This is a genomic window from Clostridium sp. AF36-4 (assembly GCF_003435975.1).
Lineage (GTDB): Bacteria > Bacillota > Clostridia > Lachnospirales > Lachnospiraceae > Eubacterium_F.
Window position 1 is genome coordinate 19,964 of record NZ_QTVH01000013.1, and the last position, 17,535, is coordinate 37,498.

Here is a 17,535-nt window from a genome sequence, read left to right on the forward strand (position 1 = left end):
TGTGTTTAATCTGGAAGAGGAATTGAAAAAACTGCCCGGTAAGCCGGGCGTGTATCTCATGCATGACCAAACGGATGAGATTATTTATGTGGGAAAGGCAATTAGTCTAAAAAACAGAGTACGCCAGTATTTTCAGAAGAGCCGTCATGTGACGCCTAAAATACAGCGGATGATTGACCGTATTGCGTGGTTTGAGTATATTGTGACGGACAGCGAACTGGAAGCATTGGTGTTAGAGTGCAATCTGATTAAGGAACATTCCCCACGGTATAATACAATGTTAAAGGATGGCAAGAGCTATCCTTTCTTAAAAGCGACGGTTTCAGAAGCCTACCCAAGGCTTCTTTTTGCGCGTCAGATGAAACGGGACGGCTGTAAGTATTTTGGACCGTTTACAAGTGGCAAGGCGATTCGTGATACAATTGAACTGGTGAATCAGTTGTTTCATCTGAGAAACTGCCACCGCGTGCTGCCACGTGATATAGGAAAAGAAAGACCTTGTCTGTATCATCAGATTGGACAGTGTCCGGCGCCATGCCAAGGACATGTGAAAAAGGAAGAGTACCGGGCAAATTTTGAGCGTGCCCTGAAGTTTTTGCAGGGCGATACCAAATCGGTATTGAAGGAACTTGAGGAGAAAATGCAGCGAGCGGCAGCAGAGATGAATTTTGAGGAGGCCGCCACATACCGTGATTTGATACAGAGTGTCCGTCAGGTGACAGAACGGCAAAAAATTACATCAGAGGACTTTGAAGACCGTGACATCGTGGCGATGGCTCGTGGAAAAGAGGATGCGGTAGTGCAGGTGTTTTTTATCCGTGGTGGAAAAATGCTGGGGAGAGAGCATTACTATCTGACCGGAACAAATGAGGAGACAGAAGGGGCTGTTTTGTCTGCTTTTATTAAACAAATGTATGCTGGAACGCCGTATATTCCGAAAGAAATCTGGTTAGAGCAGGAAGTGGAAGATGCAGATGCTATCCTTGAGTGGCTTTCGGCAAAACGCGGACATAAGGTGTATTTCCGCTATCCACAGCGCGGTCAGAAAGAGCGCATGCTTGAGTTGGCGAAGAAAAATGCCCGGATGGTGCTTCAAAAGGACGCTGAGAAGTTACAGAGAGAGCGGGCGAGGACGAAAGGTGCGATGGAGGAAATCGAAGGCTTGCTTGGTATTTCCGGACTCAGCCGTGTGGAATCCTATGATATTTCAAATATCAATGGTTTTGAGACGGTTGGTTCAATGGTTGTGTTTGAAGAGGGAAAAGCGAAAAAGAATGATTACCGTAAATTTCGTATCCGCTCCGTGAGCGGGCCGGATGATTATGGTGCTATGCGGGAAATGCTGACGAGACGTTTTGAACACAGTAAACGGGAAGGTTTGTCGGAGATGGATTCTTTCCGCAATCTGCCGGATATTATTTTTATGGATGGTGGAAAAGGCCAGGTAAATATTGCAGAAGAAGTTTTGTTAAAATTAGATATAACAATACCGGTCTGCGGCATGGTAAAGGATGACCACCATAGGACGCGCGGGCTGTATTTTAAAAATGAAGAAATTCCGATTGACACACACAGTGAGGGATTCCGCCTGATTACGAGAGTGCAGGATGAAACACACCGTTTTGCGATTGAGTATCATAAGCAGATTCGAAGCAAGACGCAGGTTCATTCAATTCTTGATGATATTCCGATGATTGGTGCCACAAGGCGTAAAGCGCTGATGCGGACCTATCAGTCATTAGCTGAGATTCAGAAAGCAGATGTGGAAGAGCTGATGGAGATTCCGGAAATGAATCGTCAGGCTGCGGAATCCGTTGTTCAGTTTTTTGCAGCGAAACAGAGAGAAGGTGAAAGAGATGACAAATCTGAATGAAAAAAAAGCGGCAGATGATTTTCTGCCAATGAGTAAAAAAGCAATGAAACGGCGGGGGTGGAGCCGGTGCGATTTTGTATTTGTCATTGGGGACGCTTATGTGGACCACTCTTCTTTCGGACCGGCAATTATCAGCAGACATTTGGAGGCAAATGGTTATAAAGTTGGAATTATTTCGCAGCCGGATTGGAAAGACGATGCAAGTATCACAAAATTGGGTGAGCCACGCCTTGCTTTTTTAGTGTGTGCAGGAAATATGGATTCCATGGTAAACCATTATACGGTGGCGAAAAAGAGACGAAAAACGGATGCGTATACGCCGGGCGGCGTGATGGGGAAACGCCCGGATTATGCAACCGTTGTGTACTCGAATCTGATTCGCAGAACGTATAAACATACGCCGATTATTCTTGGTGGAATCGAGGCGAGCTTACGGCGGCTGGCGCATTACGATTACTGGTCGGATAAGGTGAAACGCTCGATTTTACTGGATTCCGGTGCGGATATGATTTCGTATGGCATGGGAGAACACAGTATGCTTGAAATTGCAGAGGCGTTAGACGCCGGTATTTCCATTCATGATATCACGTATGTTGCGGGAACTGTGTACCGTACAAAAGAAGGGGAATTGAGTGCGTATGAGCCGATTTCTCTTCCTGCGTTTGAAGAAGTTAGTACGGATAAGAAAAAATACGCACAAAGTTTTTATGTGCAATATGAAAATACTGATGCATTTACGGCAAAACCGTTAGTTGAAGCATATCCGAATAAAGTGTTGGTTGTGCAGAATCCACCGGCAAAGCCACTTACTACGCAGGAAATGGATGATATTTATGCCTATCCCTATGTGGGAACGTATCATCCATCCTATGAGGCAGCAGGCGGTGTTCCGGCAATTTCCGAGATTCAGTTTAGTCTGACAAGCTGCCGTGGATGTTTTGGCGGCTGTAATTTCTGTGCCCTCACATTTCATCAGGGAAGAATTGTTCAGGTCAGAAGCCATGAGTCGATTTTGGAAGAAGCAAAAGGGATGACTGTTAAAACCGGATTTAAGGGATATATACACGATGTGGGAGGACCGACAGCAAATTTCAGAAGACCCTCGTGTGACAAGCAGCTTGAAAAAGGTGTCTGCCAGATGAAGCAATGTTTGTTCCCCAAACCGTGTCTGAATCTGAAAGTTGACCATAAGGATTATGTTTCACTGCTTCGGAAACTGAAGCGTTTGCCGGGAATTAAGAAAGTATTTGTCCGTTCCGGAATCCGGTTTGATTATGTGATGCAGGAAACGGATGATACGTTTCTTAGTGAACTTTGCAGAGACCATATCAGCGGGCAGCTTAGAGTGGCGCCGGAACATGTTTCTAATAATGTTTTGCGGGCGATGGGAAAGCCACCGCATGCGGTCTATGAAAAGTTTTGCAAACGCTATGAAAAAGTAAATAAAAGGACGGGGAAGAAACAGTATGTAGTTCCTTATTTTATGTCTTCTCACCCGGGTTCGACGCTAAAGGATGCGATTGAACTGGCGGAATATATTAGAGACCTCGGCTACATGCCGGAGCAGGTGCAGGATTTTTATCCGACGCCATCAACGATTTCGACCTGCATGTATTATACGGGACTTGATCCTCGTACGATGGAGCCGATTTATGTGCCGAAATCTTCCCATGAAAAGGCTATGCAGCGAGCATTAATTCAATACAGGGAGCCTAAAAATTATGATTTAGTAAAAGAGGCCCTGCTCAAGGCAGGGCGGAATGATTTAATTGGATTTGATAAAAAATGTCTGATTTCTCCGAGAAAGCGTAAGCGCCGTTAGTTGTGGATTTTACACGTGGAGCCTACGAGATAGCGGGGAATGCTTAACGATGAGTCTGCGGTTTGCGTGGACTCATTTTTTTGCAGGTAAACGGCTGTATAAATCTGTGAGGATGGGCAGCCGTCGCCGGCAAGATGTCCGGAGGCTTTGCAGATTTTGCAACGCACATGGCAGTCGCATTTCTCCTTTGGTACGGACTCTTTATCAAAGTATTCTTTTTTTATGCAGGAGCCGCCAACAGCCTTGTCGCAAATACCGTTGATTGCAAGTTTTCCGCATTTTGTACAAATAACAGCGGTTGTGATAGAGTCCGGTTTCTTGAATGAAACTTTTGTGTAATTTTGATTTAACTTCTCCATCGTGTCACGCCACAAATCTTTCTGATAGGTAAGAGATGTTTGCTTTTGCCCGGAATCATAACCGCCCCAGATGCCGGCTGTGAGATACGGTGTGTAGCCGACAAACCACAAGTCACGGTTGCCGGTGGAAGTACCGGTTTTTCCTGCCTGTGGCATATTGATTTTTTTGAATTTTAAGCGGCTGCCGGTTCCTTTTGAAATGACGTCTTCCATTGCACTGGTAAGGAGCCATGCAGTCGATTCTTTCATGACCTGTTTGGTATCCGTATTCGTTGTGTTGTCGAGTAACACATTTCCGTCATGGTCGACAATTTTTGTATAAAAGAAGGCGGGATGATAAAGTCCCTGATTGGCAATGGTAGCAAAGCCGTTCGTTAATTCTAAGTTGGTAACGCCTTTAGTCAATCCTCCAAGAGCAAGTGGGAGAGAAATATCCGTATAGGTGTTTCCATCCTGACTGGTATAGTTGTCAACCAAAGTAGTAAAACCTAAATTTAATAAATAATCATATCCGGTTTTAGGACTTACATCCTTCAATGTTTTGACGGCAACTACATTCATGGATTGCGCCATTGCTTCACGCAGGGAAGTAAGTCCGCGGTAGGAGTTTCCGTACCAGTTTTTCACTTTCCGTTTTGTACCCGGATAGTAATAAGGGGCGTCATCCTGTACGGTTGCCAGCGTCATGCCGGCAGTGTCAAGTGCCGGCAGGTATGTCGATAAAATCTTAAAGGTTGAGCCGGGCTGGCGCACCGAATCCGTTGCACGGTTCAGTGTGCGGCTTGCGTTTTTATCACCGCGACCGCCGACAAGCGCTTTTACGGCACCGGTATGCTGGTCGATTACAACAAAGGAGGACTGCGGTTCAATTACGAGGTCAATCGTCTCAGACTGCACGGTATCATCTTTCGTCAGCATAGCAGCTCGGAACTGCTTGATTTGTTTTCTGGCAGTGGATTTCTTTTTATATAATCCGGATATAACTTCCTTCTTTCTACTTTTAAACCATTTCTTCATATCGGAAAAGGAATAGGTAATCTGCGTTCCGTCCTTGTGCGTAACAATCAATTGATAAGTTAGTTCATATCGAGAGTTCGCAGGATAATATTTTTTGTTGTTCATCATTGAATCGACGGTTTTTTGCATAGATTTGTCCTGCGTGCTGTAAATCGTCAGGCCGCGGCTGTACAGTGCGTTATAAGCCTGCGTTTCCGTGTAGCCGCATTTGGCTTTCAAATCCTGAATTACCTGCTCGATCAAAGCATCGGTAAAATACGAGGTAATGGAAGAACTTGAAAATGTTTGTTTGTTCACTTTTTGGATGCGGTCATAAACCGGGTCACGGAGAGTATCGGTGTATTCTTTACTGGAAATATATCCCTGATTTTTCATATAGGTCAAAACAGTTGTGCGTTTCTGACTGTTTTTCGCCGGATGGGAAATCGGATTGTACGCTGATGGGTTTTGCGTAATGCCGGCAAGAACCGCACACTCGGAAAGGGTGAGGTCAGAAACATTTTTATTAAAATATCGTTTGGATGCTGCCTGTACACCAAGTGTATTTTGCCCGAGGTTAATGGTATTTAAGTAATACTCGAGAATTTGGTTTTTACTGTATTTTTTTTCGGTCTGCAAAGCAAGAAACTGCTCCTGCAGCTTACGCTTTATTTTTTCAAAGAGTGTATTTTCCTCGCCGCCCTCAAATACCTGGTTTTTCAATAACTGCTGTGTAATCGTACTGGCACCTTGTGTAAAATCGCCCTTATTTTTTATGCCAATAGTCAGTGCACGCAAAACGCCCTGTGTATCCACGCCGTTATGCTTACGGAAACGCTCGTCCTCAATGGCAATAAAGGCATTTTGAAGATTTTCAGGAATTTTATCCAATGTAACATATTCACGGTTGGCATCTTTCCCGACTAAGGACTGAATCGGAATTCCCTCACTGTCCACAATTGTCGTTGTATAGCCCTTTGGAACAATCTGGATAGAGTTCACATCCGGTGTCGAAGATAAGATGCTTGTGTACATCCCAATCAGGAAACTTCCGGCAAAAAGGCTGATAAAAATAAGCCCGATGAGAGTAAGACGAATTCCCATAAGCTGTAATTTGTGCAGACGGTGAGTGGCTGCGGATTCAAGCTGATGTTTTCGATTCTGGATTCCCTTATGACTAAAATTCATGTGCGGTCCTTTCCTTCCTGAATGTTTCCTTTTCTTTTTAGTATAACAAAAACTCTTGAAAAGGGAAAGGGCAATTACTATAATAGTAAGGAGTAGGAACGAAGTAAGAGAAAGGAACGAAACGGATGGAAACAGCATCTAAGATACTCTACGAAGGTGGACAAGGGGAAATTATAGAAAAGAAATCCCGTTTTATTGCGAACATTTTTCCGGTCACAACGGAAGAAGAAGCACTTGAAAAAATTACCGCGATGCGGAAAAAATATTATGATGCCAGACATAACTGCTTTGCCTATATTTTAGGTGAAAATAAGGATACGGTGCGCTGCAGCGATGACGGGGAACCATCAGGAACGGCCGGCCGACCGATGTTGGATATTTTGGATGGACAGGGAATTTATAATGTTGTGGCAGTCGTCACAAGATATTTTGGAGGAACTCTTCTTGGTACTGGGGGGCTTGTAAGAGCGTATTCCGGTGCGATGAAAGAGGGATTAAATCACTGTGTACTTTTAGAAAAAGAGACCGGTTACCCGCTGACCGTTACAGTGGATTATAACGAGGTTGGAAAAATCCAATATTTAGCAAGAACCAACGAGATTCACGAGTTATCGTGTGAATATGGAAATGAGGTTGTGTTTCGGTTTTTGGTGCCGGAGGAGAAAATTGATTCATTTGAAACGGCATTGACGGAGAAAACAGCTGCGAAAGCTAAACTTGAACGGGGCGAAAAACTGTGTTATGGTTTCCATGGAGACGAAGTTATACAGATGGATAAACGGCAGGAAGGAAAGGAATCATGAATTTATTAGATTATATGAGCGAGCAGAAAAAAGAGACCGAATCGCCGCTTGCTTCAAGACTCCGTCCGACTACCTTGGACGAGGTTGTGGGACAGAAACATATTATCGGAAAAGATAAATTATTGTACCGGGCAATTCAGGCAGATAAATTAAGTTCGCTGATTTTTTATGGACCGCCGGGAACCGGAAAAACGACGTTAGCGAAAGTAATTGCGAATACGACAAGTGCAGCATTTCTCCAGATTAATGCGACATCAGCCGGTAAAAAAGACATGGAAGAAGTTGTTGAAAAAGCAAAAGAAAACTGGGGGGCTTATGGGCGCAAGACGATTTTGTTTATTGACGAGATTCACCGCTTTAATAAAAGCCAGCAGGACTATTTGCTTCCGTTTGTTGAAGACGGTACCATTGTCTTGATTGGTGCAACAACGGAAAATCCGTATTTTGAAGTAAATGGTGCGCTTTTGTCCCGCTCGATTATTTTTGAATTAAAGGCATTGGAAAAAGATGAAATCAAGGAACTTTTGCTGCGTGCAGTGACAGATAAAGAAAAGGGACTTGGCAGTTTTGATGCAGTCATCGAAAAAGACGCTTTGGAATTTCTTGCGGACATCAGCGGTGGTGATGCCAGAAGTGCTTTAAATGCGATTGAACTTGGTGTTTTGACAACCGAGAGAGGTGCAGATGGCAAAATTCATATTACGATGGAAGTTGCCGAGGAATGTATTCAAAAACGTGTACTCCGCTATGATAAAACAGGGGATAATCATTACGATACCATTTCGGCATTTATTAAAAGTATGCGGGGCTCTGACCCGGATGCCGTAGTTTATTATCTGGCGAGAATGCTGTATGCCGGTGAGGACATCAAATTTATTGCCAGACGAATCATGATTTGTGCGGCGGAGGATGTTTCAAATGCTGACCCACAGGCTCTTGTCGTGGCGACCGCGGCGGCACAGGCAGTTGAGCGTCTTGGTATGCCGGAGGCAAGAATTGTGCTTTCACAGGCGGCGCTTTATGTGGCATGTGCACCGAAGAGCAATTCAGCAATTGTTGCAATTGATGATGCCATGGATTATGTTAAAACGCATCCGAATTACCGGATTCCGGCGCATTTGATGGATGCCCATTATAAAAGTGCGGCAAAACTCGGACATGGTATCGGGTACCAGTATTCCCATGATTACGAAAATCATTATGTAAGACAGCAGTATCTGCCGGATGAGGTGGAATCCGAGCATTTTTTTCATTTATCGGAGAACGGTTATGAAAAGGAAATTAAGCAGCATATGAAGAAAATTGGAGCAGATAAGGAGGAATGGTAAGATGGCAGAAGAGAAAAAAGAAAAATTTGAAAGTTCATATCCGAAGGGTGTGCGTATTGCAGCAATTATTGGTGTAATCTTTTTAGTTGCGTTGTATATTGTAACTTTGATTGCAGGAATCACCACATCAAAGGCGGCACCGGAATTGTTTAAAATGTGTATTGGTTCCAGCATTTTACTGCCAATTCTGTTTTGGCTTTATATTCAATTTGCCAAATCGTTTATGAACCGGGATAGGGAAAACATAAAGAAAGAAAAATAACAGATATTAAAAAAGCTGTAAACTGATGAAATTCACCAATTTACAGCTTTTCTTTTATCTTTTTTAGTATCCGATTTTTTTACCTTTTTTTGTCAGATATCCACTGATTCGTTTTGCTTTATAATCTTTTTTCTTGCGGGAATCCGGTACACCGGGATCTGTTGGGTCGTAGTTGATGCCACCTTTCACTTTGATGGTCTTTGCTTTGCCGAGAGGACCCGGTTTCTTTGTGCTTCCCTTTACGATTTTAATGGTATTGCCGGTTGAAGTATAATCGTAAATCCACTTCGCATCCGCTACTGCCATACGGATACATCCGGCAGAAGCAGGTCTGCCAAGCTTGTTGTAGGTGACAGCAGGCAGTGCATAATGAGACTGTGTGCCGACGGCAATCGAGTGGAAATAAACATTGCCGACAATGTGGGTTGCCCAGCGTGCATATACAGTACTGCCATCCGGCTCATGCATCGGTTTCATCGTATATTTTACGGACTGGCCGTTTGTGCATACCGAATATGTACCTATTGGAGTATATGCTGACTTCTCATGGAGGCCACCGGTACCGGCAACGGTCCAGATGTCACTGCCGACACATACAGAACACGTTTTAACCGGAATATCGTATTTGTTTGTCTCATCGTTGTACATGTAAATCGTAACAACACATGCGGCACGGTTTACTTCGATGTAAAACTTGTTCTGATGAGAGGAACTGCTTTTTTTCAGTTTCAAAATCTTAGTAAGGTCGGTCTGTTTTTCATTGTTAATATAATAGAATTTGTATTTCTTTCCCTTATATTTTTCATAATACCAGCCGTTTTTACCAAGGTCTGACTTTTTCAGTTTGAACTTTTTCTTTTTCAGCAACAGTCTGCTTTTCCATGCGGATGTCGCAAATGCACGAACCTCGTAAGTTCCTTTTGCTTCATTTTTTACTGTTACGGTGTAGGTCTTTTTATTGGAAGAAGCTTTTGCTTTGTATGTGCCAAGCTTTTTCTTTTTACCGTTTTTAATCCGGTAAATATCAAATTCAACCTTTTTGATATTGCCGGGAACATAAGCTCCGGACAATTTATAGATGCAGGTTGCATTTTTCTTTTTAGTAACGGTAAGAGTTCCCTTTTTCATACGCTGGTCAGCTTTTGTTGTCTGTGCAAGCGTATAAGTTTTATTGTTGGAATCGATCACAACCGCTTTAATTGTAAATAAATCCAAATTGTATTTTAAGGTTTTCATCGTAACTTCTTTATAATAAGAAGCTGTCTTTTTCTTGCCGGAAAGTGTAGCAACCTGTCTGCCATCGCTGTTAAATACCTGGAATGTTACACCATTTACACCGAATACGTTAGTCAATCCGCTAAGTTGAATGGCAAATGCCTTTTTCTTCTCCAATGCTTTTGTTTTCTTTGTAACAAATGAAGTGCAGGAAGGGACAACATTATATTCGGTAGAAGCTAAAGTATACTGTGTTTTCCAATTGCTGTTTGTAACAACGGCCTTTGCGCCCCATTTGCCATAATAATTTCCGGATTTGGAAACATCAACAGACCAGTTCTGGTTCGCATTCAATCCCATTGCTTTGCCTACGGTTACTGCGGTGGATTCTGCGCGGTTTTTGTTCCAAATCTGGATGGAAATCTGGTTTCCGGTACCGGGAACTAAAACACCGCCTGTGGCTTCTTTTGATACGAAGGCAGCAGTACGAACAGCGGCACCGGTATTTCCTGTGATGGAAAGACCTGCTTTTGCTGTATGAATCGTAAAGTCAGCAGTGCCGGCGGTCAATGTTTTTGTACCAATTGTTACGGTTACTGTATAATTGGCAAATGCATATTTTAAGTCCGCCAAAGTAATGCTTCCTGTAAAAGTGCCTTCTTTGCAGTTCGTCTCGTCGAGAGTGACATTTTTTGTAAAAGCAGTTTTCTTTGTGGAAGAATTGACTGCATTAATCGTAAGTGCGGTATCGGATGTCAAATCCAGACCGGTTACGGTGTAGTTTGCTGTGCCGGCGGCACGATTTGTAGTCAAAACCGCTTTGTGCGTAGATGGTGCTTCAGTAGCAGCAGCCGCAGCTTTTGCCGGTGTGCTGACAAAGGAAAATGTCAGAAACAAAGAAGCAAATACGAACACAAGCAAACTTCTTATGTAAGTACGTTTCATGATAAAACCTCCATTCTGTTCCATTCACTATTTGACGGCATGACTTTAAACATGACGCCAAGTTCTTTCATAATCGCACATTTCCTAATGTTTGTCAAGAAATCATGCTTTATTATAAGAAGGATATGTGTCAGTTCTTTTACAAAAAGTGTTCTTGACAAAAATGTTTTGATATATTAAGATACCCACATAGGCAAAGAAGAGAAGAAGTACGAGTAAGAAAGAGCCAACAGAGAATAGCCGGCTGGTGAGAGGCATGGGAAATCGCTTATTTGGAATACATCTTGGAGCTTCGGCATTGAAACCAGGTAGGTGCCGACGGAAGAGGGGAAACCCGGCACACGTTATCGTGCAGGAGTATTCGTGCCATCCGGCAGGTGTACTTGATGAGGCAGTTGATGTGAGTCGATTGTGAAAAAAGGTGGTAACACGGGATATGATATCTCTCGTCCTTTGAATAGGGTGAGAGATTTTTTTATTATAAAAAGCGGCAGCTTTAGAATGGAGGAAAAAATGCAGGTATATGAAGAATTAGTTGCCAGAGGCTTAATCGCTCAGGTGACAAACGAAGAAGAAATTCGAGACATGGTAAATAATGGGAAGGCTACTTTTTACATTGGTTTTGACCCGACCGCTGACAGTCTGCATGTCGGACATTTTATGGCACTTTGCCTGATGAAACGTTTGCAGATGGCGGGCAATAAACCGATTGCGTTAGTAGGCGGCGGTACCGCGATGATTGGTGACCCATCCGGAAGAACGGATTTGCGTCAGATGATGACACCGGAGACGATTCAGCACAATGTGGACTGCTTCAAAAAACAGATGAGTCGTTTTATTGATTTTTCTGAGGGAAAAGCAATTCTTGTCAACAATGCAGACTGGCTCATGGATTTGAACTATATTGAAGTGCTTCGTGATGTAGGAGCGCATTTTAGTGTAAACCGTATGCTTTCCGCTGAGTGCTACAAGCAGAGGATGGAGAAAGGTCTCAGTTTTTTGGAATTTAACTACATGATTATGCAGAGTTATGATTTTTACAAACTGTTTCAGGATTATGGATGTAACATGCAGTTTGGCGGCGATGACCAGTGGAGCAACATGCTCGGCGGTACGGAATTGATTCGCCGTAAATTAGGAAAAGATGCGCATGCTATGACGATTACGCTGTTGTTAAACTCAGAGGGCAAAAAGATGGGTAAAACCGCAAAGGGAGCTGTCTGGCTTGATCCGGAGAAAACATCACCGTTTGAGTTCTACCAGTACTGGAGAAATGTGGATGACAGCGATGTGTTGAAGTGCATCCGCATGCTTACATTCCTTCCATTGGAGGAAATTGATGCGATGTCCGACTGGGAAGGCGCACAGTTAAACAAAGCAAAAGAAATTCTTGCATTTGAGCTTACCAAACTGGTTCACGGAGAAGAAGAGGCCATGAAATCACAGGAGAGCGCAAAAGCACTGTTTAGCAGCGGAAACGCGGCAGAAATGCCTACCGTAGAATTAACTGATGAAGATTTGGAAAATGGCACAATCGGTATTCTTAATCTGTTGAATAAATCCGGAATGGTGCCATCCAATTCGGAAGCGCGCCGTGCCGTTCAGCAGGGTGGTGTTGCCATTGATGGTGAAAAAATTACTGACATTCATGCACAGATTGACGGCGGGAAATTAGCCGGTGATGGTGTGGTGCTGAAAAAAGGTAAGAAGAACTTTAGAAGGATGGTCTTAAAATAAAAAGAAAAAAATTAGTGGCACCATGCACGCTTTCGCTTGAGGAATGCGCAGGGGTATCGGCATGCACACGACGCATGCCGGATACCCGCGTATTCCTATGCATGGCAGCCACTAAAGTTTTTCAGGAGATATGGCGGCTTGGGATGTTTAAATTTTTATGATAAATATACTTAAAAGTGTTGTATTTTGCCAAAAATCTGATATACTGTGATTAGGCAAAAGTAATAAGTATTAATCGTTAAGTTACGACAAAACCCCCATGAGTGGCCGCTCATGGGGGTTTTTGTTGCCAATACAAAAACGACAAAAATTTTACTTGCATAAATGCAATTTTCGTAGTAAAATATATTTTGTTGTTCGGCGTGTGGCTCAGTTTGGTAGAGCGCTTCGTTCGGGACGAAGAGGCCGTGGGTTCGAATCCCGTCACGCCGATATAAGGTCCTTTCTTAGTAGGAGAGAGGATCTTTTTTAATATCAAAAAAGTTAAACGGCTGTAAAGAAGGTATAAAAAGCGGATTTTTAAATAATTGGATTGTGGCAAATGTTATGTGTCAGTTTATTTGGATTCCAGTAATTCCGTAGAAAAACTTTGTGACGAGTGGGTTTTGAGTACGTCGGTATGAGGTGCTTGTATATGCGACAGCATAAGCGCCCATACCGCTACGCACTCAATAAGCGGGAGCGCCCACGAGACGCAAAGCTTTTCTACGAAATTACGGAAAACAAAAAATGTGCCAACGAACACTTGCCACAAACTCAATTATAATTCCGGTTGATTTTTTCAACATATCTTCTTATAATTAAACTATCAAAAAATGGAGGAGGTTTCGTAATGAGGGAAATGAAACAAACGATGGCAGCAGTGTTATCTCTGACGCTTGCGTGCACACTTTTGATTGCACCAGCAGAGGGGCAGGCAGCCAAAAAGAAGATGAAATTAAATAAGACAAAGGCAACGTTATATGTTGGCAAAAAACTGACGTTGAAAGTGAAAAACACAAAGAAAAAAGTCAAATGGTCATCTTCTAAAAAAGCAGTTGCATCCGTAACGAAAAAGGGTGTTGTAAAAGCAAAGAAAAAAGGTAAGACTGTGATTACTGCCAAAATCGGTAAGAAGAAGCTGAAATGCAAAATTACCGTGAAACAGAAAGTAGTAAAGAAAAAGGCTGTATATCAGTCTCAGATGGTCGAAAACTTTGAAAGTTACACAGCAGGAACGGATTGGGGAAATTACACACTTGGTGAGGGACTTACCAGTGGTGGAAACGAACCGGCACATTATCTCGCAAAAGGAGAGACAATGAAGGTTATTACAGATCCGGAAAATGCAAATAACAAAGTCCTTCAGGTTATACCAAAGTTCTATAGTTTTTGCCCGGTATTTACCGTTGACCTTGAAAAATTGACAGGCATATCAGCAAAGAAATTGGGTGATTATAAAGGAATCCGCGTAAAAGTTCGTGTTGTCAGCGATGCGTCCCGCCATGTGGGAATTGGAATCAACTCATTCTTTGGCAAAGCAGGCACGATTAATAAAAAATATGCATTTAACACATATACCACACAGAGCAATGCCCTTCCAAATGAGAAAGAGTATTATAAATTCTATTATACAGAGGGTATGGTGACACCGGAAACACCGGATGATGGCAGTATGCCTCAGGTGGAAAATGGCAAGAGCGCCAAAGGACATAAGTTCAAGGAGACAGATAAAGATGTTGGTTTTGCGACAAAGACGCTGTTGTTTAACAAGAAACTGACCGCAGATTTGCGAAGCCAGACAACCTTTGATTTTGTAGTTGGTGGAAGTTATGGTCCGGCAAATAAAGAATACTTAGCATGGTATTTAGATGATGTGGAATTGATTTACTAAAAATAAAAAGAAGTTCAACCGCAGAAGACTACAACGCGGTTGAACTTCTTTTTTTATCCTAACAAAGCCCGATTTGCTTTTTCCTGGAATTTTTCTTCCAAAATCACAAAGCGTTCATGGGTGCCGCGTCCGATTACGGTCCCTTTTTCATCTTTTGCCGAGACGGAAAAGACCAGCTTTCGTCCGTCGATTTCTACCAGTTCACTCTCGCAGGTAATGGTCATGCCAAGCGGTGTTGGTGCATCATGTGAAATGTCCAAATGGATTCCTACGGTTCCTTCGCCCGCTTCCAAATACGGAGCCACGCTTGTCCATGCTGTTTTTTCCATGAGAGCAATCATAGCAGGAGTGGCAAATACATCCAGTGTGCCGCTCCCCATTGTTTTTGCCGAATTGGACTCGTCGGCAGTAACCGTGCAGGTTCCTTTAATTCCAACTTCTAAACTCATTGCAGTTCCTCCTTTTTCTGTTCTACCAGATAACCACGCTTTGCTAACTCCGCTTCCACGTCATCCAGAATCCGTTCTTCCTCTGCGGTGACAGTGTGGTAATGGTAGTCCGATGTCACATTTTTTAAAAGCGTGGATTTTCCGCTTTTAATGCCCGCGATAAATTCTTTGATGTCTCGTCGGCAGCGGATATTCATATCTGCTTGAATTTTACCATAAATTTTATGATTTACAAATACATTTTCTACGATACCGCCTAAATCCACGATACAGGTTAATTCGTCCTCTGCCTGTTCATCCGTATGACGGCATTTGAAAATACGTCGAACCCCGCTTGGTTTAGTCGGTGGAACCAGATATCCACGGTTGGTTGCAATAATTTTTACATGACCGGTTCGCAAAAGTGCAATGTCCTGCACAATCACCTGGCGGCTTACGCCGAATTCCTTCGCCAGTTCGGTTCCGGAAACCGGCTTGTCGTGTTCCTCCAGATATTGAAGCAATCGGTCTCGTCGTTTTTCTCCAGACATATCCGGTACCTCCATTTACTCTGTTGCATGCAGATTTTTCAGGGAAATATCCATAATTGGTGCGGAGTGGGTTAAAGCACCGCTGGAAATATAATCGACGCCAAGGTCAATTAATTTGGCAATGTTTTCCCGTGTGACATTGCCGGAACATTCGGTCTCTGCACGTCCGTCAATGATACGGATGGCTTCCTTCATGTCGTCATGCGACATATTATCTAACATAATAATATCTGCTCCGGCGTCTGCCGCCTCTTTCACCATATCAAGATTTTCCACTTCAATTTCAATCTTACGGACAAAAGGACAATATTCCTTTGCCATTTCAATTGCTTTTGCCACACTGCCGGCAGCTCCAATGTGATTATCTTTCAACAAAACACCATCTGAAAGATTGTAGCGGTGATTGTAACCGCCGCCTGCCTTTACCGCATATTTTTCAAAAATACGGTTGTTTGGTGTTGTTTTTCTTGTGTCTAATAATTTTGTTTTAGAACCGGCAAGCAGTTTTGTAATCGAATTGGTATAAGTGGCAATTCCGCTCATACGCTGCAAATAATTCAGTGCCGTTCTTTCTCCGGAAAGGAGAACACGGATGTCGCCTCGCACGACGCCCATTTTCTGACCTTGTTTTACCTCATCGCCATCCTGACAGAAAAAAGTAATTTCCGTGTCCGCATCCAGTAGCGTAAAAACACGTTTAAATACTGAAAGTCCGGCAATGATGCCGTCTTCCTTGCAGATTAAATCAACTTCACCCTGTTTTGCTTCCCGCATTACGGCATTGGTCGAAATGTCTTCGCTCGTGATATCCTCGGCAAGAGCCATGCGGATTAACGGGTCTGCATTTGTAAGCATTGTAATTTCATTCATGATTTGTTTTCTCCCTTTCTTTTTCAATGGCCTCTAACAATTCCTTGTGGTAGGATTCGGTGAGGTTTGTTAATGTATCATTTTGCAAAATATCATCAAAAGTTTTTTCCGGCAAAGCGGTATATTCTTCCATTGCATGTGTGGCAGCACGGCGGGCAAATACTAAACTCTCCAACAGAGAATTGCTTGCCAAACGGTTTTTTCCGTGTACACCGTTGCAGCTCGTCTCGCCAATCGCATACAGATGTCCGGCAGAAGTGTGGCTGTCTTTGTCAACCCAGATACCACCCATAAAATAATGCTGTGCCGGAACAACAGGAATTGGCTCTTTCGTGCAGTCGTAGCCCTCTTCCAGACAGCGTTTGTAAATGTTTGGAAAATGGCTGATAATCGTTTCTTTTGGAATCGGTGCCATCGACAAACGAACATAAGGCATGTCGTCAATTGCCATCTGTTTGTGGACTTCTTTTGTTAATAAGTCGCGGGGCAGCAGTTCATTGACAAAACGATTACCCTCTTTATTCAGCAGAATCGCACCCTCACCGCGCACGGATTCGGAAATCAGAAAGCGACGTCCCGGTTTTTCGGAGTACAAAGTAGTCGGGTGAATCTGGATGTAGTCAATGTGCTCTAACCGGATGCCATGATTTTTAGCAATTGCCAAAGCATCTCCGGTAATATGGCGGTAATTCGTCGAATGTTTGTAAATGCCGCCAAGTCCACCGCATGCTAACATCGTATAATCAGCGGTGATTTTTTCCTTTGAGCCATCCGCCATCTGAGCCATTACGCCATAGCAAATATTATCTGCCATAAGAAAATCGTACATGGTGGTATGTTCTAAAATTGTAATGTTTTCGCGTTCTCTCGCCCGTGCCAAAAGTGTGCTTGTGATTTCTTCCCCGGTAATATCTTCGTGGAATAAAATACGTGAATCGGAGTGACCACCTTCTCTGGTGTAGCAGAACTCGCCATTTTCACGTTTGAAATCCACGCCGTACTCCACCAATTGCTTAATAATCGATTGCGAGGAGCGGATCATAATATCGACGGATTCTTTTCGGTTTTCATAGTGCCCGGCACGCATGGTATCTTCAAAATAACTGTCGTAATCATCGTTCGACTTTAAGACACAGATACCGCCCTGCGCTAAAAAGGAATCGCTTTCGTCAGCGTCTTCTTTGGTAATCATGAGAACCTGTTTATCGCTTGGAATCTGAAGGGCGCAGAATAAACCGGCGGCCCCTGTTCCTACAATTAAAAAATCGGTATGTTTCATGAGAAT

13 protein-coding genes, 1 tRNA gene and 1 other annotated feature are annotated in these 17,535 nt (G+C 43.2%); of the genes, 8 read left to right on the plus strand and 6 right to left on the minus strand.

Features of this window, described 5'->3' with window-relative positions; genetic code table 11:
* The first annotated feature begins 1 nt into the window (after position 1).
* Positions 2–1,873, plus strand: a complete 1,872-nt coding sequence (gene uvrC, locus DW005_RS08280) for an excinuclease ABC subunit UvrC (protein ID WP_117478906.1) — start codon at positions 2–4, stop codon at positions 1,871–1,873.
* Positions 1,857–3,695, plus strand: a complete 1,839-nt coding sequence (locus DW005_RS08285) for a YgiQ family radical SAM protein (RefSeq protein WP_117478907.1) — start codon at positions 1,857–1,859, stop codon at positions 3,693–3,695. The genes uvrC and DW005_RS08285 overlap by 17 nt, the downstream gene beginning before the upstream one ends.
* On the opposite strand, the gene DW005_RS08290 is transcribed toward DW005_RS08285, so the two are convergent.
* On the minus strand, positions 3,692–6,238 hold the full coding sequence (locus DW005_RS08290) for a transglycosylase domain-containing protein (protein WP_181974992.1): 2,547 nt from the start codon (positions 6,236–6,238) through the stop codon (positions 3,692–3,694). The genes DW005_RS08285 and DW005_RS08290 overlap by 4 nt on opposite strands.
* Positions 6,239–6,363: 125 nt before the next feature.
* On the opposite strand from DW005_RS08290, the gene DW005_RS08295 reads away from it, so the two are divergent.
* Genes DW005_RS08295 through DW005_RS08305 form a run of 3 tightly spaced genes read left to right on the plus strand, consistent with a single transcriptional unit; the run spans position 6,364 to position 8,631 of the window.
* Entirely contained in the window at positions 6,364–7,041 is a 678-nt protein-coding gene (locus tag DW005_RS08295) for a YigZ family protein (RefSeq protein ID WP_117478909.1), read from the plus strand.
* Positions 7,038–8,369, plus strand: coding sequence for a replication-associated recombination protein A (locus DW005_RS08300; protein ID WP_117478910.1), 1,332 nt, complete (start codon positions 7,038–7,040; stop codon positions 8,367–8,369). Before DW005_RS08295 ends, DW005_RS08300 begins: the two co-directional genes overlap by 4 nt.
* 1 nt (position 8,370) lies before the next feature.
* The gene (locus tag DW005_RS08305; protein ID WP_022376242.1) at positions 8,371–8,631 is read left to right on the plus strand and encodes a hypothetical protein; all 261 of its coding nucleotides are present in this window, start codon (positions 8,371–8,373) and stop codon (positions 8,629–8,631) included.
* A gap of 63 nt (positions 8,632–8,694) precedes the next feature.
* On the opposite strand, the gene DW005_RS08310 is transcribed toward DW005_RS08305, so the two are convergent.
* On the minus strand, positions 8,695–10,791 hold the full coding sequence (locus tag DW005_RS08310; protein WP_181974993.1) for a L,D-transpeptidase: 2,097 nt from the start codon (positions 10,789–10,791) through the stop codon (positions 8,695–8,697).
* Positions 10,792–10,978: 187 nt separating this feature from the next.
* Positions 10,979–11,248 (plus strand) — a binding site (T-box leader).
* Between the two features lie 56 nt (positions 11,249–11,304).
* Here DW005_RS08310 and tyrS point away from each other — a divergent pair.
* The 3 genes from tyrS (at position 11,305) to DW005_RS08325 (ending at position 14,401) form a co-directional block, all read left to right on the plus strand.
* Complete coding sequence (gene tyrS / locus DW005_RS08315; protein ID WP_117478912.1) at positions 11,305–12,528, plus strand: tyrosine--tRNA ligase; 1,224 nt, start codon at positions 11,305–11,307, stop codon at positions 12,526–12,528.
* Positions 12,529–12,886: 358 nt separating this feature from the next.
* Positions 12,887–12,960 (plus strand) — tRNA-Pro (locus DW005_RS08320).
* A 400-nt stretch (positions 12,961–13,360) separates the two neighbouring features.
* Complete coding sequence (locus DW005_RS08325; RefSeq protein WP_242989390.1) at positions 13,361–14,401, plus strand: Ig-like domain-containing protein; 1,041 nt, start codon at positions 13,361–13,363, stop codon at positions 14,399–14,401.
* Positions 14,402–14,454: 53 nt separating this feature from the next.
* Here the strand turns inward: DW005_RS08325 and DW005_RS08330 are convergent, their stop codons facing one another.
* The 4 genes from DW005_RS08330 to DW005_RS08345 are packed head-to-tail and all read right to left on the minus strand — an operon-like array spanning position 14,455 to position 17,529.
* Positions 14,455–14,850, minus strand: a complete 396-nt coding sequence (locus DW005_RS08330) for a thioesterase family protein (RefSeq protein WP_117478913.1) — start codon at positions 14,848–14,850, stop codon at positions 14,455–14,457.
* The gene (locus tag DW005_RS08335) at positions 14,847–15,380 is read right to left on the minus strand and encodes a transcription repressor NadR (RefSeq protein ID WP_181974994.1); all 534 of its coding nucleotides are present in this window, start codon (positions 15,378–15,380) and stop codon (positions 14,847–14,849) included. Before DW005_RS08335 ends, DW005_RS08330 begins: the two co-directional genes overlap by 4 nt.
* A 15-nt stretch (positions 15,381–15,395) precedes the next feature.
* Positions 15,396–16,250, minus strand: coding sequence for a carboxylating nicotinate-nucleotide diphosphorylase (nadC, locus tag DW005_RS08340; RefSeq protein ID WP_117478915.1), 855 nt, complete (start codon positions 16,248–16,250; stop codon positions 15,396–15,398).
* The gene (locus tag DW005_RS08345; RefSeq protein WP_117478916.1) at positions 16,243–17,529 is read right to left on the minus strand and encodes an L-aspartate oxidase; all 1,287 of its coding nucleotides are present in this window, start codon (positions 17,527–17,529) and stop codon (positions 16,243–16,245) included. The genes nadC and DW005_RS08345 overlap by 8 nt, the downstream gene beginning before the upstream one ends.
* Positions 17,530–17,535: the final 6 nt, after the last annotated feature.

Excerpts from the sequence above, each read along its gene's own strand:
- DW005_RS08285 (WP_117478907.1), top strand. The coding sequence starts at position 1,857 with ATGACAAATCTGAATGAAAAAAAAGCGGCAGATGATTTTCTGCCAATG.
- DW005_RS08290 (WP_181974992.1), bottom strand. The coding sequence starts at position 6,238 with ATGAATTTTAGTCATAAGGGAATCCAGAATCGAAAACATCAGCTTGAA.
- DW005_RS08295 (WP_117478909.1), top strand. The coding sequence starts at position 6,364 with ATGGAAACAGCATCTAAGATACTCTACGAAGGTGGACAAGGGGAAATT.
- DW005_RS08300 (WP_117478910.1), top strand. The coding sequence starts at position 7,038 with ATGAATTTATTAGATTATATGAGCGAGCAGAAAAAAGAGACCGAATCG.
- DW005_RS08305 (WP_022376242.1), top strand. The coding sequence starts at position 8,371 with ATGGCAGAAGAGAAAAAAGAAAAATTTGAAAGTTCATATCCGAAGGGT.
- DW005_RS08310 (WP_181974993.1), bottom strand. The coding sequence starts at position 10,791 with ATGAAACGTACTTACATAAGAAGTTTGCTTGTGTTCGTATTTGCTTCT.
- tyrS (WP_117478912.1), top strand. The coding sequence starts at position 11,305 with ATGCAGGTATATGAAGAATTAGTTGCCAGAGGCTTAATCGCTCAGGTG.
- DW005_RS08325 (WP_242989390.1), top strand. The coding sequence starts at position 13,361 with ATGAGGGAAATGAAACAAACGATGGCAGCAGTGTTATCTCTGACGCTT.
- DW005_RS08330 (WP_117478913.1), bottom strand. The coding sequence starts at position 14,850 with ATGAGTTTAGAAGTTGGAATTAAAGGAACCTGCACGGTTACTGCCGAC.
- DW005_RS08335 (WP_181974994.1), bottom strand. The coding sequence starts at position 15,380 with ATGTCTGGAGAAAAACGACGAGACCGATTGCTTCAATATCTGGAGGAA.
- nadC (WP_117478915.1), bottom strand. The coding sequence starts at position 16,250 with ATGAATGAAATTACAATGCTTACAAATGCAGACCCGTTAATCCGCATG.
- DW005_RS08345 (WP_117478916.1), bottom strand. The coding sequence starts at position 17,529 with ATGAAACATACCGATTTTTTAATTGTAGGAACAGGGGCCGCCGGTTTA.